At 42.2% G+C, this 23,790-nt stretch carries 30 protein-coding genes; 19 read left to right on the top strand and 11 right to left on the bottom strand.

Features of this window, described 5'->3' with window-relative positions:
- Positions 1 to 13 precede the first annotated feature (13 nt).
- A complete protein-coding gene (locus tag EPX21_RS15020; RefSeq protein ID WP_134090510.1) occupies positions 14 to 1,087 on the bottom strand; it encodes an AI-2E family transporter in 1,074 nt (357 codons plus the stop codon).
- Between the two features lie 70 nt (positions 1,088 to 1,157).
- Between EPX21_RS15020 and EPX21_RS15015 the strand changes: the two genes are divergently transcribed.
- Together EPX21_RS15015 and EPX21_RS15010 are read left to right on the top strand one after the other, a co-directional pair.
- The gene (locus tag EPX21_RS15015) at positions 1,158 to 1,385 is read left to right on the top strand and encodes a hypothetical protein (protein WP_134090509.1); all 228 of its coding nucleotides are present in this window, start codon (positions 1,158 to 1,160) and stop codon (positions 1,383 to 1,385) included.
- A gap of 248 nt (positions 1,386 to 1,633) precedes the next feature.
- Positions 1,634 to 2,125: a GNAT family N-acetyltransferase gene (locus EPX21_RS15010; RefSeq protein WP_166670780.1), complete on the top strand. Its 492-nt coding sequence runs from the start codon at positions 1,634 to 1,636 to the stop codon at positions 2,123 to 2,125.
- 238 nt (positions 2,126 to 2,363) lie between these two features.
- Here EPX21_RS15010 and EPX21_RS15005 read toward each other — a convergent pair whose 3' ends face one another.
- From EPX21_RS15005 to EPX21_RS14990, 4 genes are all read right to left on the bottom strand, one after another.
- Complete coding sequence (locus tag EPX21_RS15005) at positions 2,364 to 3,002, bottom strand: response regulator transcription factor (protein WP_134090507.1); 639 nt, start codon at positions 3,000 to 3,002, stop codon at positions 2,364 to 2,366.
- 146 nt (positions 3,003 to 3,148) lie between these two features.
- Positions 3,149 to 3,799, bottom strand: a complete 651-nt coding sequence (locus EPX21_RS15000; protein WP_134090506.1) for a response regulator transcription factor — start codon at positions 3,797 to 3,799, stop codon at positions 3,149 to 3,151.
- A 106-nt stretch (positions 3,800 to 3,905) separates the two neighbouring features.
- The gene (locus EPX21_RS14995; protein WP_134090505.1) at positions 3,906 to 4,652 is read right to left on the bottom strand and encodes a metallophosphoesterase; all 747 of its coding nucleotides are present in this window, start codon (positions 4,650 to 4,652) and stop codon (positions 3,906 to 3,908) included.
- An 8-nt stretch (positions 4,653 to 4,660) separates the two neighbouring features.
- The gene (locus EPX21_RS14990) at positions 4,661 to 5,404 is read right to left on the bottom strand and encodes a nucleotidyltransferase (protein WP_134090504.1); all 744 of its coding nucleotides are present in this window, start codon (positions 5,402 to 5,404) and stop codon (positions 4,661 to 4,663) included.
- A gap of 215 nt (positions 5,405 to 5,619) precedes the next feature.
- Between EPX21_RS14990 and EPX21_RS14985 the strand changes: the two genes are divergently transcribed.
- The 3 genes from EPX21_RS14985 (at position 5,620) to EPX21_RS14975 (ending at position 6,943) form a co-directional block, all read left to right on the top strand.
- On the top strand, positions 5,620 to 6,414 hold the full coding sequence (locus tag EPX21_RS14985) for a universal stress protein (RefSeq protein ID WP_134090503.1): 795 nt from the start codon (positions 5,620 to 5,622) through the stop codon (positions 6,412 to 6,414).
- 18 nt (positions 6,415 to 6,432) lie between these two features.
- Positions 6,433 to 6,633 (top strand): KTSC domain-containing protein, encoded by a 201-nt coding sequence (locus EPX21_RS14980; RefSeq protein ID WP_134090502.1) that lies wholly within the window; start codon positions 6,433 to 6,435, stop codon positions 6,631 to 6,633.
- 106 nt (positions 6,634 to 6,739) lie between these two features.
- Positions 6,740 to 6,943, top strand: coding sequence for a hypothetical protein (locus EPX21_RS14975; protein ID WP_134090501.1), 204 nt, complete (start codon positions 6,740 to 6,742; stop codon positions 6,941 to 6,943).
- Positions 6,944 to 6,983: 40 nt separating this feature from the next.
- Here the strand turns inward: EPX21_RS14975 and EPX21_RS22745 are convergent, their stop codons facing one another.
- On the bottom strand, positions 6,984 to 7,160 hold the full coding sequence (locus EPX21_RS22745; protein WP_166670779.1) for a hypothetical protein: 177 nt from the start codon (positions 7,158 to 7,160) through the stop codon (positions 6,984 to 6,986).
- Positions 7,161 to 7,457: 297 nt separating this feature from the next.
- On the opposite strand from EPX21_RS22745, the gene EPX21_RS14970 reads away from it, so the two are divergent.
- The 7 genes from EPX21_RS14970 to EPX21_RS14940 all read left to right on the top strand — a co-directional run bounded on the left by EPX21_RS14970 (position 7,458) and on the right by EPX21_RS14940 (position 13,907).
- Complete coding sequence (locus EPX21_RS14970) at positions 7,458 to 7,643, top strand: hypothetical protein (RefSeq protein ID WP_134090500.1); 186 nt, start codon at positions 7,458 to 7,460, stop codon at positions 7,641 to 7,643.
- An 80-nt stretch (positions 7,644 to 7,723) separates the two neighbouring features.
- Positions 7,724 to 8,620: a glucose 1-dehydrogenase gene (locus EPX21_RS14965; RefSeq protein WP_134090499.1), complete on the top strand. Its 897-nt coding sequence runs from the start codon at positions 7,724 to 7,726 to the stop codon at positions 8,618 to 8,620.
- 33 nt (positions 8,621 to 8,653) lie between these two features.
- On the top strand, positions 8,654 to 10,258 hold the full coding sequence (locus tag EPX21_RS14960) for an alpha-amylase family glycosyl hydrolase (RefSeq protein WP_134090498.1): 1,605 nt from the start codon (positions 8,654 to 8,656) through the stop codon (positions 10,256 to 10,258).
- A gap of 30 nt (positions 10,259 to 10,288) precedes the next feature.
- Positions 10,289 to 11,929 (top strand): alpha-amylase family protein, encoded by a 1,641-nt coding sequence (locus EPX21_RS14955; RefSeq protein ID WP_134090497.1) that lies wholly within the window; start codon positions 10,289 to 10,291, stop codon positions 11,927 to 11,929.
- A gap of 49 nt (positions 11,930 to 11,978) precedes the next feature.
- Entirely contained in the window at positions 11,979 to 12,260 is a 282-nt protein-coding gene (locus EPX21_RS14950) for a hypothetical protein (protein WP_134090496.1), read from the top strand.
- 85 nt (positions 12,261 to 12,345) lie between these two features.
- Entirely contained in the window at positions 12,346 to 13,080 is a 735-nt protein-coding gene (locus EPX21_RS14945; RefSeq protein WP_134090495.1) for a DUF72 domain-containing protein, read from the top strand.
- Between the two features lie 185 nt (positions 13,081 to 13,265).
- Positions 13,266 to 13,907, top strand: a complete 642-nt coding sequence (locus EPX21_RS14940) for an SRPBCC family protein (protein ID WP_166670778.1) — start codon at positions 13,266 to 13,268, stop codon at positions 13,905 to 13,907.
- Here EPX21_RS14940 and EPX21_RS14935 read toward each other — a convergent pair.
- Positions 13,904 to 14,626, bottom strand: a complete 723-nt coding sequence (locus tag EPX21_RS14935; RefSeq protein WP_134090493.1) for an FRG domain-containing protein — start codon at positions 14,624 to 14,626, stop codon at positions 13,904 to 13,906. The two genes, EPX21_RS14940 and EPX21_RS14935, sit on opposite strands and share 4 nt — an antisense overlap.
- 120 nt (positions 14,627 to 14,746) lie before the next feature.
- Here EPX21_RS14935 and EPX21_RS14930 point away from each other — a divergent pair, with 120 nt between their 5' ends.
- From EPX21_RS14930 to treZ, 5 genes are all read left to right on the top strand, one after another.
- A complete protein-coding gene (locus EPX21_RS14930; RefSeq protein ID WP_134090492.1) occupies positions 14,747 to 15,217 on the top strand; it encodes a hypothetical protein in 471 nt (156 codons plus the stop codon).
- A 276-nt stretch (positions 15,218 to 15,493) separates the two neighbouring features.
- On the top strand, positions 15,494 to 15,715 hold the full coding sequence (locus EPX21_RS14925) for a hypothetical protein (RefSeq protein ID WP_134090491.1): 222 nt from the start codon (positions 15,494 to 15,496) through the stop codon (positions 15,713 to 15,715).
- A gap of 42 nt (positions 15,716 to 15,757) precedes the next feature.
- Entirely contained in the window at positions 15,758 to 16,273 is a 516-nt protein-coding gene (locus tag EPX21_RS14920; protein ID WP_134090490.1) for a ferritin-like domain-containing protein, read from the top strand.
- Positions 16,274 to 16,384: 111 nt separating this feature from the next.
- Entirely contained in the window at positions 16,385 to 17,107 is a 723-nt protein-coding gene (locus tag EPX21_RS14915) for a metallophosphoesterase (protein WP_134090489.1), read from the top strand.
- Entirely contained in the window at positions 17,104 to 18,909 is a 1,806-nt protein-coding gene (gene treZ, locus EPX21_RS14910; RefSeq protein ID WP_134090488.1) for a malto-oligosyltrehalose trehalohydrolase, read from the top strand. The genes EPX21_RS14915 and treZ overlap by 4 nt, the downstream gene beginning before the upstream one ends.
- A 56-nt stretch (positions 18,910 to 18,965) precedes the next feature.
- Here treZ and EPX21_RS14905 read toward each other — a convergent pair whose 3' ends face one another.
- The gene (locus tag EPX21_RS14905) at positions 18,966 to 19,994 is read right to left on the bottom strand and encodes a PAS domain-containing sensor histidine kinase (RefSeq protein ID WP_134090487.1); all 1,029 of its coding nucleotides are present in this window, start codon (positions 19,992 to 19,994) and stop codon (positions 18,966 to 18,968) included.
- A gap of 315 nt (positions 19,995 to 20,309) precedes the next feature.
- Here EPX21_RS14905 and EPX21_RS14900 point away from each other — a divergent pair, with 315 nt between their 5' ends.
- Positions 20,310 to 20,639 (top strand): hypothetical protein, encoded by a 330-nt coding sequence (locus tag EPX21_RS14900; protein WP_134090486.1) that lies wholly within the window; start codon positions 20,310 to 20,312, stop codon positions 20,637 to 20,639.
- An 18-nt stretch (positions 20,640 to 20,657) separates the two neighbouring features.
- Here the strand turns inward: EPX21_RS14900 and EPX21_RS14895 are convergent, their stop codons facing one another.
- Entirely contained in the window at positions 20,658 to 21,284 is a 627-nt protein-coding gene (locus tag EPX21_RS14895) for a response regulator (protein WP_134090485.1), read from the bottom strand.
- 295 nt (positions 21,285 to 21,579) lie between these two features.
- On the opposite strand from EPX21_RS14895, the gene EPX21_RS14890 reads away from it, so the two are divergent.
- Positions 21,580 to 21,942 carry a response regulator gene (locus EPX21_RS14890; RefSeq protein WP_134090484.1) on the top strand — a complete coding sequence of 121 codons (363 nt, stop codon included), beginning with the start codon at positions 21,580 to 21,582 and terminating at the stop codon, positions 21,940 to 21,942.
- 97 nt (positions 21,943 to 22,039) lie between these two features.
- Here EPX21_RS14890 and EPX21_RS14885 read toward each other — a convergent pair whose 3' ends face one another.
- Complete coding sequence (locus EPX21_RS14885; protein WP_134090483.1) at positions 22,040 to 22,768, bottom strand: SDR family oxidoreductase; 729 nt, start codon at positions 22,766 to 22,768, stop codon at positions 22,040 to 22,042.
- Positions 22,769 to 22,807: 39 nt separating this feature from the next.
- A complete protein-coding gene (locus tag EPX21_RS14880) occupies positions 22,808 to 23,785 on the bottom strand; it encodes a glycosyltransferase family 4 protein (RefSeq protein ID WP_134090482.1) in 978 nt (325 codons plus the stop codon).
- Between the last annotated feature and the right edge of the window lie 5 nt (positions 23,786 to 23,790).

The raw sequence follows: 23,790 nt of genomic DNA, 5'->3' as shown, positions 1-23,790 counted from the left end.
TTGCGTATAGTCGTTATTTATTCTTTCTTAGTAGTTGGAGTCCTCTCCTTCGTTTTGCTTCCGTTCCAATTAAGAAGCCATAAGGCTCTAAGGCGGGAATGTGGTCGCATATAATCTTTATGATACCTAGCATTGGAATGGCTAAAATCATACCAGCAATTCCCCAAACGGCTTCGCCTGCCACCAATGCCATAATCGTAAATAGGGGATTGATATTCACCTGATTTCCTACTACTAAGGGTTCTAAGATGTAAGTCTGAAAGAATTGGACGATTAAATAGACAGCTACAACACCTAATATTTGTTGACTTTGTCCGCCTTGCGCAATAACCGCGAGCACGGTTAGAGAAGTGCCGGTAATGTTGCCGACAAACGGTACGATCTCTAAAACGCCACACAGTATAGCAAAAAACAGGGCACTTTGAACCCCTACGACAGAAAAGCCGATCCCGTAGAGCACCCATAACATAGCTATCATCGCGGTTAAGCCCGAGAGATACTGGCGAGACACCTTGGCCGATTGGTGAATAATAGTTTCCGCTTGCTCATTGTGCGAAATAGGCACGAGTTTCAGTATAAACTTTTTAATTCTTGAACGATAAAACAAAAACAGAAACATGTATACGAGCACCAATACGGCATTCACCAGTATATCCAATATGCCAGAGGCAAAATTCGCTAATAAGTTCGAAGAACTTCTGCCTGCAGTTTCACTTTGTTTCTCTACAATGTTTTTCTGTTGTTCGTTACTTATTCCGACTGTTTCGTTAAGCCAATCTCTTAAACGTTGAAGCAAGTCTAGGAGGCGATCTTTCATGCCTTGCAAATTCTCGGTGAAATTATTTAACTGCCAACTTAGCAAGCCCAGGATGATTGCTATTGTAATCAACAACAGCAACACGGAAGCCAGTGAGGATAAGGCTCGGGATAATCCCAACCGTTCAAGGCGGTTACCGACTTCAATAAACAACATAGCCAAGACAGCAGCAAGCGCAACGGGCACTAAGAAGTTGCGTCCAAAATATAGAACAGTGGTGCTCAGGATAGTAAACAACAAGATGTGAACAGTGTACTGGAGTTTTACCATAGATGTGTAGCTTTTATATGTAAACAAAATAGTGCATAAACTGTTATATTAAAATTAAAAAACAAAAGCCATGTATTATCTAGTTTGTTACGACTTGGAGACGGCCGTTGCGGTGGATGATGATTTCGATCCTGCAAACTTGGATAGTAAGTATAGTAAGTGCTCTCCCAATTTAAAAAAGTTCCTTCAGAAGGTTGGGAAGAAGCCTATTAGCAAAATTGATCACAATTATCCCAGCTATCGGGCTGTGTTGGATAATTATCACATCATAGGCGAAACAAAAAACTATGCTCACTAATTCGTCGGAGCAAACCCTTTCTAAGGAATTGAAAAAGAAAGGGTTTGCTTTATATAAGCGAAAAGATTTCTTAATAAATATATAATATAATTTTTATTGGCTTTTTGATGTATGGCATGGATGTTGAAATTACTTGATCACCAAGAAAGCTGTTTTTTGTCAAAAGCACTTATGTTTCGGGAATAATTTACAAAGTACATATATATTTATTTTATTTGATGAAAAACTATGAAAAAAACGGTATAGTTTTGAGAAAACTATGCTTAAGTGAGGCACATGAGTTTTGCCATTTACATTCTTTCCCGCAACAGTATGGTACTTATTACCAGGATTTATACGCACACGACGAGTCGCCCGAAGAATTTACAAAACGTTTGCTGTGGCTTGCCAAATGCGTATACACAATCCGCTTGAAATCAGCACCTGATAAAATTATAGGCTCCTGTATGATATACAAGGGCGGCAAAAACAGAAAAGATGTATACGTTGGCGGAACCTTACTTCCTGAATACAGAAACCGGGGTATAATGGTGGAGGCCTTTAATCAGATGTTGGAAATGGCTAAGTATTTTTACGGCGTATACGAAGTTAAAATACTGCTCAATTCCATTAACGACCAGGTTGTTCAAATTATGGATAAATTGGGCTTCAGGATGGACAAAAAGAGTAGTAACACAAACGTTTATAGCAAAATATTGCAGCAGTACATCCCAAGACGTACGACCAACTTGCTGTACTGATTCGCATAGATATAGAGATTTGATCGGACATGACGCAGCTTATGGCCGATTAAATCTTTTGTAGGGCTGCTTTAAGCATAAAGCTATAGGCATTAACCATCTAGCATCCTAGACCCTTCTTCTTACACCGTTCCCCCCTTTTATACTTCAAAACCGTCCGACGAAGCGGAGGCCTCATTCGAACGGTTAAGAAAGGTAATAGGATTAAACAGGCAGCGGAATTAGTTCACTTGCAAACTTAATTTTGAATGAATTCTTTGTGTAGGCGGTAAAAGATTAAACTTAGATTATCTTTTGCCCCTGTTTTTGCGATAAGGTTTTGACGTAAATCTTCGATGTTTCTTTTCGTTGTAAACAAGCGATAGGCAATTTCTTTGTTAGCGTAGCCGCAAACCATCAAATCAAGTACTTCTTTTTCTTTGTCTGACAATGGTAGATCCGTATTTAAAGAGCTGATATGATCTTCGAAATCACTTAATTTGTTGAAAAGCCGCATAGTAAGATTCGGGTCGACATATTTTTTGCCCTGCAATACATATCGGATCGCAAACAGTAGTTCCTCTTTCTGAACAGATTGGGTTATGTACCCGTGGGCGCCTGCATGTATCGCCCGAATAGCGGGCTGCAAGCCGTGATCGTTGTCTAACACGATAATTTTCAGGTTGCTTGTTCCTTTTAATCGACTTATCAGATTTTTGTCAACGGGATAATTGGAGTCGGTTCCCCATATCAGTATATCCATATCAGTGACCTGTTCCTTCAGCGTTTCCAGACAATTGTTCGTGTAATTAACATCTATGTTTTCTTGTTGCAGTATTGCCCGTATACCGTCTCTACGTATTGGATTATTGTCTGCTATTGCTAACCTCGTCTTCATAACTGAGAATTATATAATTAACCACTAAACCTTCTGCATATTTGTACGCAGCATGAAATCTGACTCATACAAAGTTCGAGAATCGAGCGAATAACAATTCCGTATAAATACCTAAAAAGAGCTTCGGTAAATACGGAATTTAGCAATTATTTTAGCAAACCCGTTTGATAGGCGTACTTCACCAAGGCGGCGGTATTTCTCACACCTGTTTTTTCGATGAGACTTTGGCGATAGCCTTCTACAGTGCGTTTACTGGTAAAGAGACGCTCTGCAATTTCCTGGTTAGTAAAACCATCGGCTGTCAGCGCTAAGACTTCCATTTCCCGGCTGCTAATCTGCAGATCTACCGCAGTGGCATTAGCAGCGGTAGACACTACTTTCATTGCTTGCTGTAATAATCTAAAACTTATTTCAGCGCATATATAAGGTTCACCCCGGGCGGCGAAACGAATAGCGAACAAAAGTTCGTCGCGACTGACATTTTTTATCAGAAAGGCCGTTGCTCCCGCATCAAAAGCTTGGGCGACGTACTTTTCGTGATCCATCATCGAGAGAACGATAATGTGAACACCTGGATACATTTTTTTTATTTGCTTGGTTAGCGTAATGCCGTCGGTGCCCGGCATATTGATATCCATAACAATGACATCGGCCGCCTCTTTCCCGTTGAGAAGGCTAATCAACTCTTCTTGCTGATCTGTTTCTCCAATTACCGTAATGTCCGACTCTATTTCCAGCAAGGTTCTGATACCCTGTCTAACAATATGGTGATCGTCAACTAGAATGATATTAAGCATACTTCCTTTTTTTCATGATAGCGCAGCTATGTAAGCCCTGTTCTCAAAGGTAAGGCTTATTTGGAGGATTTCTCTAAACGCAGATAACTTAAGGGTGGTGCGCCGATTATTTCTGTTGAATATCTAATAAATAAAAGGAGCTGCGCGGGTTTTCTTTCTTCAAAATGGGCAAAGCCACATTAAATACTTTCACGCCCCCAGAAGTTACTCCATCCAATTGCCCGGCATGTGCATGTCCATGAAAAGCTGCATAAACCTTTCTTCTATGCAGCGGATCTGCAAGGCGGGACGATCCTAAGAACGGGAAAATCTGTTCAGGTTCTCCCAGAACGGTTTCTTTTATAGGGGAATAATGCAGTAGGGCAATCTTGAGGATATCGGGGTTATCTTGTTCGAGACGAGCAAGGGCACGATCCAGTTGCAACGATTCGTTTACAGCCTCCTGCACAAAGGCCTTCATTGAATCTTCGCCGAACATCGAAAGCATATATTCGTCAAAACCGCCGCCGAATCCTTTTACACCTGCGAACCCGATATCGTCTATTACGATTCCTTCTCCGTCTAAAATAGTCATGTTACTCTCTTGTAGAATCTGACGAATTAATTTCTGTCTACCTTTTTCATAATCGTGATTTCCCAGCACGCCAATCACAGGGATGCTACAAGATTTAAGCTCGCCCGCCAATACCGCCGCTTCGTCTTCATCTCCTGTGTCGGTAAGGTCCCCGCAAATGAGTAGCACATCTGCTTTACTTGATATTTCTTCAAAACAGTCAGCCCAACGGCCCTTATCGCTCATTCGAATATGGATGTCTGCTAATGCTGCGACAGTGGTTTTTGCTTTCTTTGCCATTTTATATTTTATATCGTTGTAATTGTAGATGATTTATAGTCCCATTCTTTAATATCCACCTCGTATTGTGTTTGGTCTATTAACGGTCCTCTGCAGACCTTTTCTACCGGCGGCGGTAATTCATACTGTTCTTGTGCTCTCCGAATCAGCTCGTCAAAAAGCCATTTAGGGATAATGTCTCTATAGTCGGACGGATAGACGAATTGGAAAGTTAGCAATTGCGCCAAGAGAATATGCCAATGTCGATCCAATCGGTCGAAAAGATGTCGCCAATCGAGCTGCTTGCCATACTTCAACAAGGTATGGTTAATATCGGCACTGTCGTTTCTTTCACGATTCCTGACATACATCTTACACCATATAAGCTCCTCGGCGGGAATAAATTTAACGGGTACATCCGCAAAGGTTCCTGCATGTGCGCGTTCGTACCAACTGTCATCCACCGTACAAAGGTTATTGACGGTATCGAATATAATGTCGATAAAGAAATCGCCCTTAAAGACCTTCGCCAGCCATCGTACATCCGTTAGTTCTGTTCGATATCCGTTTGAAGCAAAATGCTTCAGTATAGTCGGGTATTCGTTGCTTTTGCAAAAAATGTCAAGGTCCTTTGTGTTCCTAAAGATGCCCGTGTAATGAAACATGGCAAAAGCGCCACCTAACATATATTGTGCATTGCTCTTATTCAAAAGCTCCAGTGCCTCTTTAAAAAAAGCATTGGATGCATCCTTTTCTTCTTGTGTTTCTATCATAAATTGGCAATTCTATAAGCGTATAACAGTGGCCTGTGCTCTTTTGTTCTTTTTTCAGCTTCGCGTCCGCATTTAGCTTCTATGGGGAAGCCTGTAGAGCGGTTTCTTTTTCTGTGTTGGTTTTTTGTTAAAATGCTTTTTTTAATTTAAATCGCTGTTTTCCAAACCTAAAGCCTACGGGTTTGTTTGAAGCAAAGAAAAGCTTCAAACCCATTATGACTGTTGAAAAAAAGGTATTAGTCCCGTTAGATTTTTCTGCGAAAACTTTTCACGTCTTACAATTTGTATTGAGAAATGCGGGCACCTTCAACTGGTCCGTTTTCGTCTTGTTGTCATTCGATAATGAGCGCTTGGACGAAAATGAGAATATAGATCAAGCGTTTGAGCGACTGTTAACACAATTTAGGAGTGAATTCCCGCTTGTTAAAATCAGTGGCGAGGCCATAAGAGGAGACCTGTTGCAGATGCTTTTAGAAGTAAATACGAATGAGCACTTTGATCTCATCGTATCCGCTCAGTATACGGATGTCTTGCAATATACCACGCGTAACCTCATGGAAGGCCTGGTTGAACAGTGCTATACGCCGGTATTGGTGCTTCCAGAGAACAGCGATCTTCCTGACTTACAGCGTATTGGCGTCATGACAAGTTTTCACGAAGATGAAATAGAAAGCATAAAGCTCGTCGAGCAACTGTTTAACGGAAAATTGTTCGTCACGATATTTCACATATTAGAGGAAAACGAAAATGAGCGTTCGCTTGAAAGGATGCGGGAATGGGAACTGGTGGTTAAAGGAAATATTGAGAACAGCAAGGTCGGTTTTCTTGTAGTAGAGTCGGAAAGTGTCATTGAGGGAGTTCGACGGGTAATTATGGGCGAACGCATAGACCTTTTGGTTGTTACCTCTATATCGAAGACATTTATTCAAAAATTGCTGTCGAGAGACCTTTTTAAAGAGTTAACGCAAACTAGAGTTATGCAACCGACTTTGTTCATCCGATGTGTATAACTTGTAATACTGATAAGCATGCCATCTACAGTGATCGCTTCCGTACATTATAGTGCGGACACGGAAGTACTTCAAATCATTTTCACCACCGGTCGGATTTATTTTTATTATGATGTGCCACCAACCGTTTATGAAAAACTGATTCACGCCCGCTCCAAAGGATCCTTTTTCAATAAAGAGATCCGAGGACGCTTTGCCTTTAAAGAGAAGGAGTCCTGAGGCTGGCAGCTAATGCAAAAATAACCGAAGCAACTGTTTAGGCACTTCGACTAAATGGAATGGTTTATGTGTTAGCCAAGGTGTTGTATTTGTTAACGTATAAAAAATGGCTATAAGAAAAGATAAACATTTATCACCTTTAAAAGAGAAGGTGTCTAAAAAGAAAGAAGACGAGGACAAACCCGATTTATCCTATGAAGCGGGAGTCGATCCGCAAAAGAACCAAATTAATGAGGTTCCAAAAAGTACAGAAGATTGGCAGAATGCGGACGAGGACGACGAATTGGGTAAGAAAGACGAGAAGTCATGACCTCCGCGTTAAAGCGTCTCGACGTCGTGAGATGGAACGTCTAGGGTCCCATCTCATTTCCTTTTTTATTCGTATCGAGTGCTTCCTTTTCAATTGTAGGAGGCTCATGTTGGTTTAGCCTTTTATCAGGATTATGTTTTTTTAACATCCCTTTGCGCTCGTCCGTTTTGTCGTTATTCACCTCGTTGGCAGATCCGTCTTCTTTTTTTGAGTTCATAAGCTTTTTGATTTATTTATTGAGATGAATGCAATTTCTGTTCCTGAGGTCTCAAAAGTCTACGATGCGCCTACACTTATCTGGCCTAGTTTTTATTGCCTGTACTAATAAGTGGATAAAGTGTTTGTTTATCTGGAATGCTTTCTCTTCGAAGCGGGCTTTTGAGGCGTAAATGGCAGGGGCTTATAGAGATTTCATTGAAATTTTGTTGCAAAAATCTGGTTGGCGCGGTTTTGTTTGCTATATGGTTAATAAAAATTGGTAGAATTTATAATTTACAGTCTTATGAAAAAAGTTATGCTTACAGCTGCACTGGCAGCATTCATTTTTGCAGGCTGCGGCAATCGTCAGGTTAACGACACGGACGATGGTATCGGCGCGGGCGATGGTACCGACACCCTCCAAGAGCCTATGCATCCGAACGACACAGCAGGGATGGCAACCCCTATCGATACAGCATTGGACACGACTTCAATGCCGTAACGTAAACTACATTAGCAAGAAAGAGAGCTTACGTGTTGAGCTCTTTCTTGTTTATCGTATAACCGCAAAAACAGAAAACTATGACTAATTCGAATGAAAACATGCAAGATCCACAAACGAAACACCCAGCGCCTCCATTCCCTATGCAAGAACAAGACGTGCCTGGTGTCGAGCGCGAAATGAAACCGAAGGCAGATCACGGCGAAGAAAGTTATCGAGGAACGGGCAAGTTGAAAGGCAAGAAGGCGATCATTACCGGTGGCGACTCGGGCATCGGCAAGGCCGTAGCCATCGCTTTTGCCCGTGAAGGAGCCGATGTCTTAATTAGCTATTTAGCCGACGTTGAAACTGAAGACGCTAAAGATACTGCAAAATGGGTAGAAGAAGCGGGGGCAAAGGCACTGTTAGTGAAAGGAGACATTAGCGACGAGTCACATTGCCGTGCGTTGGTTGAACAAGCTGTCGATGCGTTTGGGCAAGTGGACATCCTGGTGAATAACGCGGCCTTCCAAATGGGCAGAGAAAGTTTACAAGAGATTCCGGAAGGAGAGTGGGAGAAGACGTTTGCAACGAATATTCATAGTATGTATTACTTATGTAAGGCAGTAGAACCCCACATGAAAAAAGGTGGTAGCGTGATAAACACTACTTCTGTCAATGCCTATTCACCTACGCCTTTATTGCTGGCTTACGCAGCCACCAAGGGTGCTATACAAAATTTTACGTCCAATTTAGCGCAGCTTTTTCTACAGCAAAAGAAAGGTATCCGGGTGAACGCCGTAGCGCCAGGTCCGGTTTGGACACCTTTGATCCCGTCCACTATGCCGGATGCAGATAAATTCGGGGAAGACACTCCAATGGGAAGGCCCGGTCAGCCAGTAGAAATGGCACCTATCTATGTTTTTCTAGCGTCTGATGAAAGCAGCTACATATCGGGCGCAACCATACCAGCCACTGGCGGGAGGGCAGCTATTTAACATTAACTATTTCATAAACTATCAGTTTTATACATGAGTTATCAGGAGCAATTATGGTGGCGTCACGCTGTTATATATCAAATTTATCCGAGGTCATTCAAGGACAGTAATGGGGATGGGATCGGCGATTTGCAAGGGATTGTGCAGCAGTTGGATTACCTGGAATGGTTAGGCGTCCAAGCTGTGTGGCTGTCGCCGATTTATCAGTCGCCCATGGCCGACTTCGGTTACGATATATCCGACTATACGGAGATTCATCCCATTTTCGGACAGATGCAAGATTTAGAGGTGCTTCTCGAAGAACTGCACAAACGGGATATGAAATTGATATTAGATCTTGTGCCAAACCATACGTCCGACCAACATCCTTGGTTTATTGAATCCAAGTCGTCAAAAGAATCGCCAAAGCGTTCCTGGTATATCTGGGCAGATACTAAGCCTAATGGCGCGCCGCCTAATAACTGGCTGAGTGTATTCGGCGGGAGTGCTTGGGAGTGGGACGAAAATACCGGCCAATATTATTATCACGCCTTTCTGAAAGAACAACCAGACCTTAACTGGCGCAACGAGGAGGTGCAAGAAGCGATGCTGGATGTGATGCAATTTTGGTTGGAAAAGGGCGTTGACGGTTTCCGTGTTGACGTTATGTGGCATTTGATCAAAGATAAACAATTAAGAGATAATCCAATTAATCCGGACTTCCACGAAAGTGAGGCCACTTATAATCGGCTCTTGCCTGTTTACTCTACCGATCAACAGGAGGTTCATGAGCTCGTTGCGAAAATGCGCGATCTGATGGAACAATATGAGGAAAGGGTGTTGATTGGTGAGATATATTTACCGATTAAAAAACTGGTTGCTTATTACGGCATAAATGAAAGTGGAGCACACTTGCCCTTCAATTTCCAGTTACTCACGCTACCATGGGAAGCACAGCAGATAGCCGTTGCTATTGACGAATACGAAGGCGCAATACCCGCCAATGGATGGCCAAATTGGGTGCTCAGCAATCACGACAAGCCGCGTATTGCCAGTCGCGTTGGTGGACAGCAGGCAAAAGTTGCTGCCTTTTTACTGTTGACTTTAAGAGGGACACCAACCATTTATTATGGAGACGAAATCGGTATGTACGATGTTCCTATCCCCATTCAGGAAGTTCAAGATCCACAAGGGCTGAATATGCCAGGTAAAAACCTAAGTAGAGATCCGGCAAGAACACCAATGCAATGGAGTAATGCAGAATTCGCGGGGTTCTCGACCGCAAAGCCTTGGCTTCGGGTCGACAAACGCTTTAAACGGGAGAATGTAGCCATTCAAAAGAATAATCCTTATAGCATGTTGAGTTTGTACCGCAAACTTATCAAGCTGAGGAACGAAGAGCCGACTTTACAATACGGGAACTATGTGCCGGTTTTTAGCAACGAACAGTTGATCATCTATAAAAGAGAGCTGGTAAATCATCCCTCATTCGTTATAGCCTTAAATCTGACACCACGTCCGGCATACTTTACGCAACAGGGTGAATCCCGTTTGAAGGGACAAGTAGTGGTGGCAACCAGTCCGGAAATGGAGGGGCATTTCCTCGAAGAAGAAATCGATTTAGGCGGGGATGAAGCACTCATTATCCGTTTGGAGTAAAACAAAAAACTAAGTACTGATCTCAATTGTATGAAGGACCTTTGCGCTCAACACTGGTTTAAGGAAGCCGTAATCTACTCTTTAGACATCCGAAGTTTTAAGGACGCCGACGAAGACGGTTTAGGCGATTTGAAGGGCTTGATCTCTAAATTAGACTATTTGCATTCGCTCGGAGTTACCTGTATTTGGATGGTGCCTTTTTATAGTTCTCATGGGCAAGACGGTGGATACGATGTCGTTGACTATTACGCCGTCGATTTTCGGCTTGGCACGCTGGCCGATTTTAAGTTACTGGTTGAGCGCGCGCAAGAAAAGGGAATTAGGATTATATTGGATCTTGTGGTTAACCATACCAGTAACCAGCATCCTTGGTTTTTAAACGCAATAAGCGATAAAAACAATCGATTCCACAACTTCTATATATGGAAGGACGAAAAGCCCGAAAACGACAAAGAAGACCTAGTGTTTAACACGGTTGAGGACAGCAACTGGGAATGCAATCATCAGATTAATCGTTATTACTACCACACTTTTTATAGATTTCAACCCGATTTAAACGTAGCAAATCCGATAGTGCAGCAAGAGATTCTTCGGATCATCGACTTTTGGATGCGGTTGGGAATATATGGTTTTCGGATTGACGCAGTTCCGCATATCTTGAAAAACAAAGGCGATGAGCAATTTAAAGGTGACCCCTATGATGTTTTAGACCAATGGAAAGAGGCTGTAATTAAGCATAATAAAGAAGCGGTATTAATAGGAGAAGCTGATGTTGAACCGGAAGACTATCCGCGATTTTTTAATAAAGGCAAAAAGCTCGACGGATTGTTCAACTTTTTTCTCAATAATTACCTCTTTTTAGGCCTTGCTGAACATTGTGCAAAGCCGCTGGTGCAAGCCTTCGAACGGCTACCGCCTACCGGTGAGCAGGGCCGTTATCTGAACTTTCTTCGAAATCATGATGAACTTGACTTAGAACGATTGAGTGACGAAGAGCGGGAACGGGTTTTAGAAATTTTTGCACCATGCCCTTTTATGCGGATTTATGGTAGGGGAATTCGGAGAAGATTGCCGCCGATGCTTAACGGCGATAGGGCACGCGTCTGCTTAAGTATGAATTTGTTGTTGACCTTGCCTGGGATACCTGTTATCCGCTATGGAGAAGAAATTGGGATGGGAGATGACCTAGAATTACCGCAACGGGAAAGCGTTCGGACGGCCATGCAATGGGACGACACAGTCAATGGAGGCTTTTCATCGGTGCAAACTGAGCAGCTTCAATGGAGGGTAATTGATCATGGGCCCTATGGCTATCAACACGTAAACGTTTCCAAAGAGATGCACGAGGAGGTCTCGCTACTTCGCCAAATACAAAAAATGATTAACCTTCGGAGAAAACATAAGGCATTCGCATACGGCTCCTTCAAAATCATCCAGGTTTCTAATCCTCAGGCTTTCGTTTATGTTCATCTATTAGACGGGCAGGGCCTGCTGATCCTAAACAACTTTTCGTATACAAATGCGGATGTTGAGATTGATTTGACCAAGGAGAGATTTAAACTGACCTGTATATGGGGAACGCCTCTTTCTATGGAGGAGTCAGTTGGAACGGTGAACATAACCTTATCGCCCTACGATTACATCTGGTATACGATAGCTAAATTGGAATAGCTATTGTTACCTAATTTATAAGAAAATTTTAAACAATAATTTTAGACCTATGAGCACATCGAATCAAACAAACAACCACGATGAGATAAAAAAATGGGCACAAGAGCGTGGAGGTGTCCCTGCAAAAGTGAAAGGAACAGGAGATGAAGACGACGCGGGTATTTTACGGATTCACTTTCCGAAGCATAGCGAGCATAATGATGATTTAGAAGAGATTAGTTGGGAAGATTTTTTTGAAGAATTCGAAGAGAACAAACTCGACTTTCTTTACCAGGAAGAAAAAGCGGACGGCGAGCAAAGTACTTTCCATAAATTTATTCAAAGAAAATAGCAATGAACGGAGTTGACAAGGATGCGTATGTCTTGCGTAAAGAAATTGGTTTTTACATCTGGAGTAAGCTCTTGACCCGAAGGCTATGGCGAGAAGGAAGGGCGTAGCTTATATAGGAACATCCGGTTGGCATTACAAACACTGGAAGGGATCTTTTTATCCGGAAGATATAAAAGAGTCGGAGCAGTTAGCCTACTTCGTTACTAAGATTCCAACGGTTGAGATCAACAACTCGTTTTACAGACTACCCACTGCCGAAACCTTTGACAGTTGGTATGTCCAGGCGCCTACAGATTTTAAATTTGCAGTAAAGGCGAGCCGTTTTGTAACACATCTAAAAAAACTTAAGGTGGAAAAAGATGCAGTGAACGAGTTGCTTGCGCGCGCAAGCCATCTTAAGGAAAAATTAGGGCCGATTCTCTTCCAATTGCCACCTAAATGGAATATCAACGAAGAGCGCTTGGCTGGTTTCTTAAAACACCTGCCAGAAGACCACCGTTTTACTTTTGAATTTAGGAACGACACTTGGTACAGCGATCGTATATACAAGTTGTTGAAGGAATCAAATACGGCATTTTGTATCTATGAATTAGCCGGTCATCAGTCGCCGATTGTCATAACGGCTGATTTTGTATATGTTCGATTACATGGCCCAGGTGCTAAGTATCAAGGAAGCTACACGGACAGGCAATTAAGTGATTGGGCTGATAAATGCCGTAGTTGGCAACAAGAAGGGAGAGATGTCTATCTATATTTTGACAATGATCAAGCCGGTTTTGCGGCCTTAAATGCGCAAACAATGATCGGGATGCTCAAATAGCAATCTGTACACCGCGCCGAGCTATCTGGGCGTGGTTAATACAGAGAAGACCGCAAGCACAGTAGGAGAAAAGAACGATAAAAGAGCCTATGATGGATCTAACGTGGACTTAAGGTCGGCTTAATACGGACCTGACGTGAAGTTGGACCAAGATGGTCTTGCGTGAGATTGTTAATAATAAAACGATGAATACAGAGAATAGAATAAATATAAATGCCGTGGAGCGAATTGTCTCCGTTGGTGTAGGTGCTTTACTTTTACGGAATTCGTTTAAGCGGTTTAATCCGCTCGTGATGCTGCCAAGCGTTTATTTGATTTATAGAGGTGTCAGTGGAAGATGTCTACTCTACGAAGCGTTGGAAGTGAACACGAATGAAACACACAACATCAATATACGAAGTTCTTTTATTATCAATAAGCCAAGGGAAGAGCTTTATAAGTATTGGAGAAATTTGGCGAATTTGCCTACTTTCATGGAGCATTTAAAATCGGTTACCGTTCACGACAATAATCGATCAACTTGGATTGCCGAGTTGCCCGGATCTCATCGCGAGATAACGTGGGATGCGGAAATTGTAAAAGATGAGCCCAACAAACTTATCGGCTGGCAGTCGCTGACAAATCCCTTCATTTCCAGTGCGGGTAAAGTAGTATTTAAAGACGCGCCCAAGAATCAGGGCACCGAACTAACGGTTGTTTTTAGTTATCGGCCTCCTTCCGGAATCGTGGGTGAAGGTATGGCGAAACTTTTAAATAGGTCCTTCGCGCATATGATAAGAAATGAAGTGCGCAGGTTTAGACAGATGATGGAAACAGGCGAGGGTTAGTGAAAGAACTTCCATTGTAAATAAGAACAAAGACCTTCCAGTTCCGGGAAAATGCTGAAGGCGTTTACCCCTAATGTATTAAGTTCATCGCGCACAGCCTCTTGGCATTTTTCCGGTATTTTTATTTTTAATAAGCTGGAGGCGAAGCCGTCCTCCTCATGTAGGGATAAGGCCTTTTTAACAGACGTCGTTCCTTGAACGGTGAATACGCCCGACTGGTTGTTGATTCGCTGCTTGATGATCCGTGGTCTAAATAGCTTTGTTTCTTCTACCTCAAAGGGATTACGGTTTTCTTGCGTGTTTAAGTAATCGGCTTCTGTAACCATTAATATCCAGATAATTGCTGAAGAAGGTTCCGGTTTTTCGATTTGATATTGTTCGGTGGCGAACCAGAGCGCGGTAAGCGCGTTGTTCGACCAGTCTAAGAGGCGTGTCGGCAATCCATAATGTTGACCTAGTGTTAGATAGTCCCAATCGTTCATTGCCTGATTTTCCTCTACCAACAGGAAATTTGCCCGTTTAAATTCTTCTAACAATTGTTGTTCAATCGCTAACAAATCACCTTTTGCCTTTAGTCTTAAGAGTTTTGGAACCAAGGGATGGTCGGCAGCCTGTCCTCTAAATAAAAATTCAGGCGTTTTGCCTTCTTTTAGGTTCTTTTCCTTGAACTCGCTTATTGTATCTAAATAAGCTCTTACCGACGTGATTTCTGTTTCCATATACAGAACGTTTGCAAATCATTTACCAAAAATATTTACCGACGAACGATAGAGGGCGGTTTTCCGATTGAATAATTGGCATGTATATCGCTTTTTGTTAGGAAATAAATTTTAGTAAACATGAAAATAAAGAGCGCCCTTTTTCCGAGTCTAATTGGTACCACAGCGATGACCATGTTAAGTTACTCCGTTTCCGAGTCAAAAGATGAGAATTTCAAAGAACCGAAGCTCTTGGCAGAACTTGTCGAGAAAATTTTCGCCGATGAATATAAGTCGCTGGCAAAGCCCAGCGGTTGGGTCATGCATTATACAATGGGATTTTTAATGACGGCCGTTTTTCAGGAGTTTTGGAAACAAACAGACACGATACCTAATGCTAAAAAGGGAGCTTACGCCGGGATAGTGAGCGGGGTAGCGGGTATCCTTATATGGAAAACGCTCTTTAAAGTCAGCAAGAAAAATCCGAAAATTCCGTTCAAGCGTTATTATGGCCACTTATTGTTGGCCCATATCGTCTTTAGTACCGGCGTAGCTCTTGCCAGCCGCTTTGTAACACCATTTCAAGACGATAAGCAAAAAAGCACTTCATAACTCCGAGATTCCTCGAACTATGCGTTAGCTACTTTCGCAGTGCTTTTTTCTTACCTGTCATATCAGAAATTAGGACATAGAAAAAATCTTGCCAAAGATGGTCGAAAAATATATTGAACTACTAAATTTTAGATTTTTGGCTTGCGCTATTCGGTTAAAAATGCATTATAGGCAACTTTTTATTCGGTTTAATCACTGCTCATTTTTTGAGTAAATCCGTTAATTGTTTAGGCACAAATCCTGTAATAGTATTAAACATCAAAATAACTAAAGATTATGGGAAAAGATAAAAATGGAAGTTTTGTGCCTCCCAAAGGGCGGCCGTCAGGGTCGGGCAGGGAGAGTAGCGGATTACGGAATGCTTTTGCGATTACCGATTTGGATGAGGATAATGAAATCGCCGAAAAATACACAGACGGTCCGGATAAACCAGCAGGCATAACGATGAGACATCAAAATCGGAATGTTGATAAAGGACGGGACCGGGAAGAGGAGTAATAATCATTAAAAACAACAAGTAAATACATAACAATAATCATTATGGCAAATTCAAAAAAGAGTACAGAAGGAATGCCTAACGCCCATCTACATGAACTGTTCGTAGATGAGTTGCGAGATATACTTGGCGCAGAAAAACAGCTGTTAAAAGGCTTGAAGAAGATGGCATCAAAAGCAAACGGTGAGAGCTTGAAAAATGCATTTCAAGAACATTTATCGCAAACCGAAGAGCACATAGAGCGTTTAAAGAGTGTTTTTGAATCGATCGGCACGACCGCAAGGGGTAAAAAATGTAAAGCAATGGAGGGACTGTTGAACGAAGCCGAAGAAATAATGGAAGAGTTCGATAACGGAGAAGTGCTGGACGCAGCCTTAATTTCCGCTGCACAGAAGGTAGAACATTACGAAATAGCCAGTTATGGATGTTTGGTAACGTATGCAAAACTAATGGAGCATACGGAAGCCGAAGAACTGTTGAGTACAACACTTAACGAGGAAAAGGAAACCGATGTAAAGTTAACAGACATCGCTATGTCTGAAGCCAACGTCGCCCAATAGTTCATTAGTTTTATTTAAGTGCGAAGCCCCAATCTGTTGCAGGTTGGGGCTTTACTTTACGGTCGAGGAATTGCGTTCGCACCGGCCGGGTAAAGAAAACGTTAAACCGATATGACTAAACATGGCAGAACATTGGTCGTTGGCGATATTCATGGTGCGTGGGAGGGGCTTAAACAGGTGCTGGGAAGAGTGACGCTGACGCATAACGATGTTTTAATTTTTTTGGGCGATTACGTTGACGGTTGGCCCGACTCCGCTCAAGTTGTGAGTCAACTGATAGCCTTATCCAAAAGTAATTCCTGCACATTTTTACGTGGGAACCACGATATATGGTGTTGCTCGTGGCTTACAAACGGACTTACCAATGAGGAGTGGTTAGCCAACAAGGGCGACCGCACCGTGTTGAGTTATTCCCTCATCAATGCAGAGGAGCGCACGCGGCATCAGGCCTTCTTTGACGGGTTACTGGACTATTACATTGACGAGGAACAACGTCTATTTGTACACGCGGGATTTACTTCACAAAAAGGACCGGAGCATGAACCATTTATTTACAATTTACATAACGACAGGACGCTGCTGGAAACAGCATTAGCTATGAACGGCGACATGCCGTCCACCTCCAAATTTTACCCCAAACGCTTGAGCCTATTTAAAGAAATATTTATCGGTCATACTCCATCCACTAAATATGGAATAGATACGCCCATCCATGCGGGTAACCTTTGGGATATGGATACAGGGGCCAGCTATAATGGCAGAATAACGGTGATGGACATCGGTACCAAGGAGTTTTGGCAAAGTGACCCCATCGAAAACCTTTATCGAACATGATTGGAGCAATTTATAAGGATAATCATACCATTTTTAAAGTATGGGCACCAACCAAAGAGAGAATGGTGCTGCATATTGTGTCACCCAAAGATATCAAGTACGACATGAGGCGAAATCATGACGGCTATTTTATTTTTGAGCTTAATAGCATATGGGATAACCTCCGCTATTACTATCAACCAGACGGCGAGAAGGACTATCCCGATCCAGCATCTCGTTATCAGCCAGAGGGCGTTCACGGGCCGTCTCAAGTGATCGATCACCAGAGGTTCGTATGGGATGATCTAAACTGGCGTGGAATAGCCTTCGATCAAATGCTTTTATATGAACTGCATGTGGGAACCTTCTCAAAGGAAGGGACGTTCCAAGGCATCTTATCAAAGCTGGATGACCTAAAAGCGCTAGGTGTCACAGCGATTCAGCTTATGCCTATATGCCAATTTCCTGGTGTCCGCAATTGGGGTTATGATGGTGTTTACCCCTTTGCCGTCCAGAATTCATACGGTGATCCGGATGCACTGAAGGAGTTGGTAAATAATTGCCATAGAAAAGGTTTGGCCGTTTTTGTGGATGTCGTGTACAATCATCTTGGCCCTGAAGGAAACTATTTCAAAGAGTATGGTCCGTATTTTACCGATCAGTACAAAACGCCCTGGGGACAAGCTATGAATTTAGATGGCGAGTGGAGCGATGGCGTACGTGATTATTTTCTGGAAAATATTGCAGAATGGTTTATTCACTATCATGTAGACGGATTACGCGTTGACGCCGTCCATGCCATGTTTGATAATGGGTCGATTCCTTTTTGGGAAGTAGCTTGTAATCGGGTGAGGGACTTGGAGCGCACATTAGGGCGTCGGCTCTACATGATTGCTGAGAGCGACTATAATCACCCACGGGTCGTCAGCAAAGACGCAGGCGGCTTTGGTTTCGATGGGCAATGGCTAGACGATTTTCATCACGCCTTGTATACACTGATCTTTCCAGCAGGGAAAAAGTTTTATGAAGATTTTGGCAAAATAGAGCAGCTGGCCAAGGCATATAAAGAGGGTTTTGTGCACACAGGTGAATACGTAGTGGCGAGAAAGAAAAAATACGGTGCCTCGTCTGCCGGTATACCGGGTAATAGATTCGTTGTGTTTAATCAAAACCACGATCAGGTCGGAAATAAGGGGCAGGGCGACCGTCTTTCAACTGTTCTGGATACGGAGAAGCTAAAAATGGCGGCTTCTGCTATTCTGTTATCACCTTATATTCCGATGTTGTTTATGGGAGAGGAGTACGCCGAGGAGAATCCCTTTTCTTATTTTATTGACCACAGTGATCCTGAACTTATAGAAGCTGTTAGGACTGGGAGAAAGAAGGAGTTCAGTGCATTTATGGACGATGAGGATATTCCGGATCCGAAAGACCCGAAGGTCTTCGAAAGGTCCAAATTGAACTGGAATACACGGCAAGTTGGAAGGAATCGATTGATATTGAACTGGTATAAAAAGATAATTAAACTCCGTTTTTCTGATCCTGTTTTTTGCAATTTCAATAAAAAAGACCTCCAAACGAGCGTATTTGGAAAGCTTCTCGCGCTGCAACGGGCTGACGAGGCCGGAAAGAACTGTGTGTGGTGCCTTTTTAACTTTTCTGATGAGGGAGTTAGTTATAAATTACCTGCTGGTTTTACGAATTTCAAAGAGGTCGTTTACCATGATCCGCCCTTGCCAATTTATCCGCAAGAAACGGAAGTGAATCTGCCGCCATGGGCGGTCTGGGTATTGAAGGGAGAAGCTGAGGAATCTAGGAGTTGAGGCGCTCCTTAGTTACTTTTTGCCAGTTCGATATAAAAGCTGGTGCCCTCATTTTCTTAGCTATCAAACCAAATTTTTCCTTGGTGCCAATCTATAATGGTTTTGATAATAGACATTCCGAGTCCTGTAGAGCGCTCTCCCTTCAATCCGGGTCTACCGGCTCCGGAGAATTTGTCGAATAATTGCTTTTGGAACTTTTGAGGAATGCCAATGCCGTCGTCTTTAATAGCAATCAACACCGTTTCTGCCAATTCCAATACCTCGACACGTATACTACCGCCGTCGGGCGTGAATTTCAAAGCGTTCGAGATGAGATTAGTCAAGGCCTGAAAAAACTTGTTTTCATCAATCTCTACATATATTTTAGTGCTGTTTGTTTCCAAAAAGAAGGCTTTACCCGTCTGACTTTGCGATTGCTGGTACTCCATGATGATGCTTTCCATCTTTTCGATCAGGTTGACACGGGTTTTTAGAAGCTGAACACCTACTGCTTCAATAAACTCACGGTTGAGAAAATCGTTTATGATCTGAATGCCCATATTCGTATTTCTTTCGATAGACGTAATGATTTTTTGCAGATTTTCCTCATCCAGCGATTTAAACCGTTGTTTTAAAAGGTGCGAAAGGTTTTTAATGTTTCCGAGTGGGCCACCTAAATCATGAGCTAATATATTCAGAATTGAATTTTTCCTGTTGTTGAATTCATTCAAATAGAGGGCATTTTCTTTTTGCCTTGTGATGTCACTCAAGTATCCTGAAATCAACTTTTTGTCGTGCTTCTTTTCGAGACGTGCGCTCATGGAAAAGATATATTCTTTTTTGTCGAAATGTATGATTCTAAACTCGATATCAGTTAGGAAAAGTCCAGGCTGTGCAGACTGAACATGACTTTTGAGATAGTCCACATCGTCCGGATGGATCATTTTAATAAGCGAATCGCCTTCTGTTTCGCCGGAACGCACATGGAAAAAAGATTCGAACGCAGGATTGACAAACAAAAAACGTTTTTGGGCTATATCGAATATGAAATAATAACGATTGTCTTCCCTGACAAGCGATAAAAGTAGTTCTGCAGCGTGTTCCATAAGGATTTTTTTGGAAATTAGTCTCTTGGTAGAGAATACTAAAGGTAGTTAAATTTATTCACAGTAGCCCGGAAAACCAGCTATTTATTAAGTGATCAAGCGATAAGACCGCTTAAGTGCGTTTCTATTGTTTATAAGTCTGCTGTGGTTTTTTGCGTTCCGAAATTTGTAGCTTTGCAGTGGTTGTAATATAACGTAATTATAAATTTTCAGCGTACCCTATTGGAAACGGTCGTTCAAACAAACAAGGAAAGCGAGGAACCGATTATCTTTCTTAGGAAAAGGATTGAGACCTTAGATTTTAAAGTGTACGTCGTGCTTTTATTTAAAGTTGTTCAGGCTTTAAAAAAGGCGGAAATCGTTCGATATTGTCGGAGAAAGAAAGACCTGTATATGTTTGGCGCAGTACAGGTAACCTATGTGTTTTTTGACGATGAAACATATGCTGATTTTCCCAAACAGGCGGCAAGGGACCTGTATAAGTCTTCGGAGGAAGAGATCGTCGCTAAGCATATCAAAGCGATCTATACGTCCAACATCGTAAACGGATTTAGTAAACTCTTTTATTATCAACAAAATTGTTTTTGTGGTGAGGCCGAAGAAGCCTATTATTTGGATGGCTTCGTGCGAAAGAAAAGCAAATAAAATTAGGTGAACCGCGTTTCACACTTCTAGGTAGTTCCGTCTGATAGCCTCTAAAATAAGTCCGACTCTGCTCTTTACATTAAATTTTTCAAAAAGGCTGGCGCGATAGCCATCAATCGTTTTGACAGAAAGGAACATTTTACCGGCGATCTCCTGATAATTAAAATCGCTTGCAGCAAGATTTAAAAATTCTCTTTCCCGGTCGGTTAATACGATTTCAGCAGTTGACATATGGTGATAGGATAAACTGGTTAAATGGTTATTATAGTATCCGAGCGAATTTATAGATTCTAATGCTTCTTTCAGCTCGTTTGCGGCCATCATTTTAGAAAGATAGGCACAGCATCCGGCCTTCACCATTTTGATCACTTTGTCGCTATCTTCATGTGCGGATAATGCAACGAGCTTGATGTCAGGGTAGCTGTTTTTGACTTCTTTCACCAGTGAAGCAACGTCTATTGTCGGCTGTACCACATCGATCAAAAGAATGTCGGGAAGTGAAGGCGACGACTTTAGCTTACTATATAAGTCGAAACTGTTTTCTACGGCGATTACAACGTTAAAATCTTCAAACTGCTGAATAAGTAGGGAAATTGCGTGAAGAAATAGGCGCTGATCGTCTAGAATTCCAATATTACATTCCATAATAATCCGGGTGCATTGTTTTTATTTTTTAACTAATTGGTAAAAATAAGAATTAATATGATATTATGACCATGGCGAGTCTTAGTGATACGCTATGTGCGTGATCTTTAAGTAGATATTTTCGCATTAGGAGAGTTGAATCCTACACAGCGTTGCTGATTAATTGAGCCGATTGCTCAGGGTAAGTTTACACATATGCACTGAATATACACATATTGATAAATTCATTCCGTTTTGGAATGAATATGGCCTGAGAATTGCATGTGTATGCTGACTACCAAACAATCGAACACTAATGAGAAAGTTAGTTTATATTCTTGAAGATGAAGAGGATATACGGGACATATTATCTATTTTTCTATCGGAACATGCAGAAGTAAAAACTTTCGCAAACATAAAAAGCTTTAAAGAGGCTATGCTGACGGTTATACCACATTTATTCTTGCTCGACATTAATCTTCCGGACGGAAACGGATTGGAACTTGCTATGGATATTTCAAATAACCTATTAGCTAAAAATAAACCGATCGTGATCATGTCTGCTCATATGCGGAACGATGATCTGCAACAAAGGAAGGAGATCAGTGCCTTCATTTCGAAACCGTTTGATTTAAGTTTGATGGAACGGAAGGTTGTCGAATTGTTAGATGCTTCATGAAACAGGTTTTTGCGAGCTGAAGCATTGGCTATTGGCACGGACGGGGAATAGAATGAAATCTCTTACCTATTTTTAAAGATAAGAGATTTCTTAAAGCCTATGGCCAGGAAGTTTCAGTCATTGGAAGCACCATCACCTCTGGAATAACGGTCTCTGCTGGTTGCGACAGTACATATCGGATGGTGTCTGCCACATTCTCCGGATCTTGCAGTAAATTGACATCTATGTCGGGAAAGCGATCTAAAAGAAAAGGCGTTTTCATTCCGCCTGCAATCACTGCGGTTACTTTTATATTCTCTTTACGTCCTTCAACATGTAGGGCGTGACTAAATCCGAGTAATCCCCATTTGCTGGCATGATACGGTGAGGCATTTGCCCAAGCGCGCTTGCTTGCAGTCGACACGATGTTTACAATATGCCCTTGCCCATTTTTCCTCAAAATCGGGAAGGCCGTTTTTGAAACGACGAATGGTCCACGCAGGTTGACACTCATCACTTTATCCCATTCGTCCAGACTCAACTCTTCTACCGATTTCGTATAGTCGACCCCCGCATTATTGATTACTACGTCCAGTTTGCCCAACTCGTTTACAACTCTTTCCATTACTTCCTGTACACTACTTTCTTGACCTACATCCATTACGTAGCTACGGGCGTTACAGCCTGCATCGGTTATTTCGCTCGCGGTACGCGTTAAATCGTCTTCTCTTATGTCTGTCAGTACGATCTGGGCACCTTCTTGAGAAAGTCTCTTGCAAATGGCGGCACCTAAGCCGCGACCGGCTCCGGTAACTAATATTACTTTGTCTTTTAACGTGTTGCTCATAATGTTATTTGATTTAATGATTTAATGGACTTTGATATCTTATCTTAACTGGGTGGCTCGTTCACTTACCTGCTGAAATGTTCGTAGCCAATCTTGGATGAATCGATCAATACCGAATTTTTGTTTAGCGGTTTCTTTAGCGGTATTGCTTAACTGTTTGGCATGTACAGGGTCGTCGAGCAGTAAATGCATCTTATCTATCAGGCTTGTAATATCCGTATGAATATATCCTGATTTTCCGCTGTCGATGGTTACAGCCATTTCCGTGGTAGCCAGACCTACGATTGGTAAGCCGATCATCATCGCCTCGCAAACCGCTAAGCCCAGGCTGGTATATCTAATTGGGTTAAAGAAAAATCGATACTGAGAAATAAAAGAGGGTAATTCCGGAGGCGGTATTTCACCAAGCCCGCCGGCCTGTTCCGATTCCATTCCTACAAGATCTAAAGGAATGTGTTGTTGTACCTCTTTGAAAATATCAAACCCCAAGCGCCTTCCGCGCTTAGCTATTCCATTAATTACTACGATGCCCTTGTCGAGAATACCGGTGTATTGAACGTCTTCCGGAATTAACACACCGTGCTCGATCACTCTCGTAGGTGTTCGGTTATTATTCCACATGAGCTTGTTAAAATGGGTTACATGTACCAGTAGTACATCCGGATCATCGACAATATGTCGGGTATCGGTAGGTACTTCCCTTGGGGGATCGTGCTCCAGGTATATCTTAGGAAGGCTTCTTTGATGTTCATCCAAAATTTCAAATTGGTCTTCCAGGTAGTTTTTTCTCGATTGAAATAAAATGCAATCAAAATCCGTTTTCTTCACCTCGTCTATTGATATTTCATGCACGTTATCGCCCCACTTAAAGGTTCCAGAGCGGCCACCATAGCCCTCTGGCCGGCCAGGCATTACCGGCAAATAAAATTGACAGGGCACTTGGGTCAAATAATAAAGGTAGCTACCGTGCACATGCCACGTTAACACTTTTAACGGCTTTTGCGATATTATTTCCATATTGA

This window comes from Olivibacter sp. XZL3 (assembly GCF_004368405.1).
GTDB lineage: Bacteria > Bacteroidota > Bacteroidia > Sphingobacteriales > Sphingobacteriaceae > Olivibacter.
The sequence above is the reverse complement of the archived record's forward strand: the minus strand, read 5'-3'. Positions and strand labels throughout refer to the sequence as shown.

Coding starts and splice junctions, on each gene's coding strand:
- EPX21_RS14950 (WP_134090496.1), top strand. CDS start 11,979: ATGAGCACATCGAATCAAACAAACAACCACGATGAGATAAAAAAATGG.
- EPX21_RS14985 (WP_134090503.1), top strand. CDS start 5,620: ATGACTGTTGAAAAAAAGGTATTAGTCCCGTTAGATTTTTCTGCGAAA.
- EPX21_RS14895 (WP_134090485.1), bottom strand. CDS start 21,284: ATGGAATGTAATATTGGAATTCTAGACGATCAGCGCCTATTTCTTCAC.
- EPX21_RS14975 (WP_134090501.1), top strand. CDS start 6,740: ATGGCTATAAGAAAAGATAAACATTTATCACCTTTAAAAGAGAAGGTG.
- EPX21_RS22745 (WP_166670779.1), bottom strand. CDS start 7,160: ATGAACTCAAAAAAAGAAGACGGATCTGCCAACGAGGTGAATAACGAC.
- EPX21_RS14915 (WP_134090489.1), top strand. CDS start 16,385: ATGACTAAACATGGCAGAACATTGGTCGTTGGCGATATTCATGGTGCG.
- EPX21_RS14980 (WP_134090502.1), top strand. CDS start 6,433: ATGCCATCTACAGTGATCGCTTCCGTACATTATAGTGCGGACACGGAA.
- treZ (WP_134090488.1), top strand. CDS start 17,104: ATGATTGGAGCAATTTATAAGGATAATCATACCATTTTTAAAGTATGG.
- EPX21_RS14935 (WP_134090493.1), bottom strand. CDS start 14,626: ATGGAAACAGAAATCACGTCGGTAAGAGCTTATTTAGATACAATAAGC.
- EPX21_RS14880 (WP_134090482.1), bottom strand. CDS start 23,785: ATGGAAATAATATCGCAAAAGCCGTTAAAAGTGTTAACGTGGCATGTG.
- EPX21_RS14965 (WP_134090499.1), top strand. CDS start 7,724: ATGACTAATTCGAATGAAAACATGCAAGATCCACAAACGAAACACCCA.
- EPX21_RS14970 (WP_134090500.1), top strand. CDS start 7,458: ATGCTTACAGCTGCACTGGCAGCATTCATTTTTGCAGGCTGCGGCAAT.
- EPX21_RS15005 (WP_134090507.1), bottom strand. CDS start 3,002: ATGAAGACGAGGTTAGCAATAGCAGACAATAATCCAATACGTAGAGAC.
- EPX21_RS15000 (WP_134090506.1), bottom strand. CDS start 3,799: ATGCTTAATATCATTCTAGTTGACGATCACCATATTGTTAGACAGGGT.
- EPX21_RS14890 (WP_134090484.1), top strand. CDS start 21,580: ATGAGAAAGTTAGTTTATATTCTTGAAGATGAAGAGGATATACGGGAC.
- EPX21_RS14940 (WP_166670778.1), top strand. CDS start 13,266: ATGAATACAGAGAATAGAATAAATATAAATGCCGTGGAGCGAATTGTC.
- EPX21_RS14990 (WP_134090504.1), bottom strand. CDS start 5,404: ATGATAGAAACACAAGAAGAAAAGGATGCATCCAATGCTTTTTTTAAA.
- EPX21_RS15020 (WP_134090510.1), bottom strand. CDS start 1,087: ATGGTAAAACTCCAGTACACTGTTCACATCTTGTTGTTTACTATCCTG.
- EPX21_RS14945 (WP_134090495.1), top strand. CDS start 12,346: ATGGCGAGAAGGAAGGGCGTAGCTTATATAGGAACATCCGGTTGGCAT.
- EPX21_RS14960 (WP_134090498.1), top strand. CDS start 8,654: ATGAGTTATCAGGAGCAATTATGGTGGCGTCACGCTGTTATATATCAA.
- EPX21_RS14905 (WP_134090487.1), bottom strand. CDS start 19,994: ATGGAACACGCTGCAGAACTACTTTTATCGCTTGTCAGGGAAGACAAT.
- EPX21_RS15015 (WP_134090509.1), top strand. CDS start 1,158: ATGTATTATCTAGTTTGTTACGACTTGGAGACGGCCGTTGCGGTGGAT.
- EPX21_RS14885 (WP_134090483.1), bottom strand. CDS start 22,768: ATGAGCAACACGTTAAAAGACAAAGTAATATTAGTTACCGGAGCCGGT.
- EPX21_RS14920 (WP_134090490.1), top strand. CDS start 15,758: ATGGCAAATTCAAAAAAGAGTACAGAAGGAATGCCTAACGCCCATCTA.
- EPX21_RS14930 (WP_134090492.1), top strand. CDS start 14,747: ATGAAAATAAAGAGCGCCCTTTTTCCGAGTCTAATTGGTACCACAGCG.
- EPX21_RS14925 (WP_134090491.1), top strand. CDS start 15,494: ATGGGAAAAGATAAAAATGGAAGTTTTGTGCCTCCCAAAGGGCGGCCG.
- EPX21_RS14995 (WP_134090505.1), bottom strand. CDS start 4,652: ATGGCAAAGAAAGCAAAAACCACTGTCGCAGCATTAGCAGACATCCAT.
- EPX21_RS14955 (WP_134090497.1), top strand. CDS start 10,289: ATGAAGGACCTTTGCGCTCAACACTGGTTTAAGGAAGCCGTAATCTAC.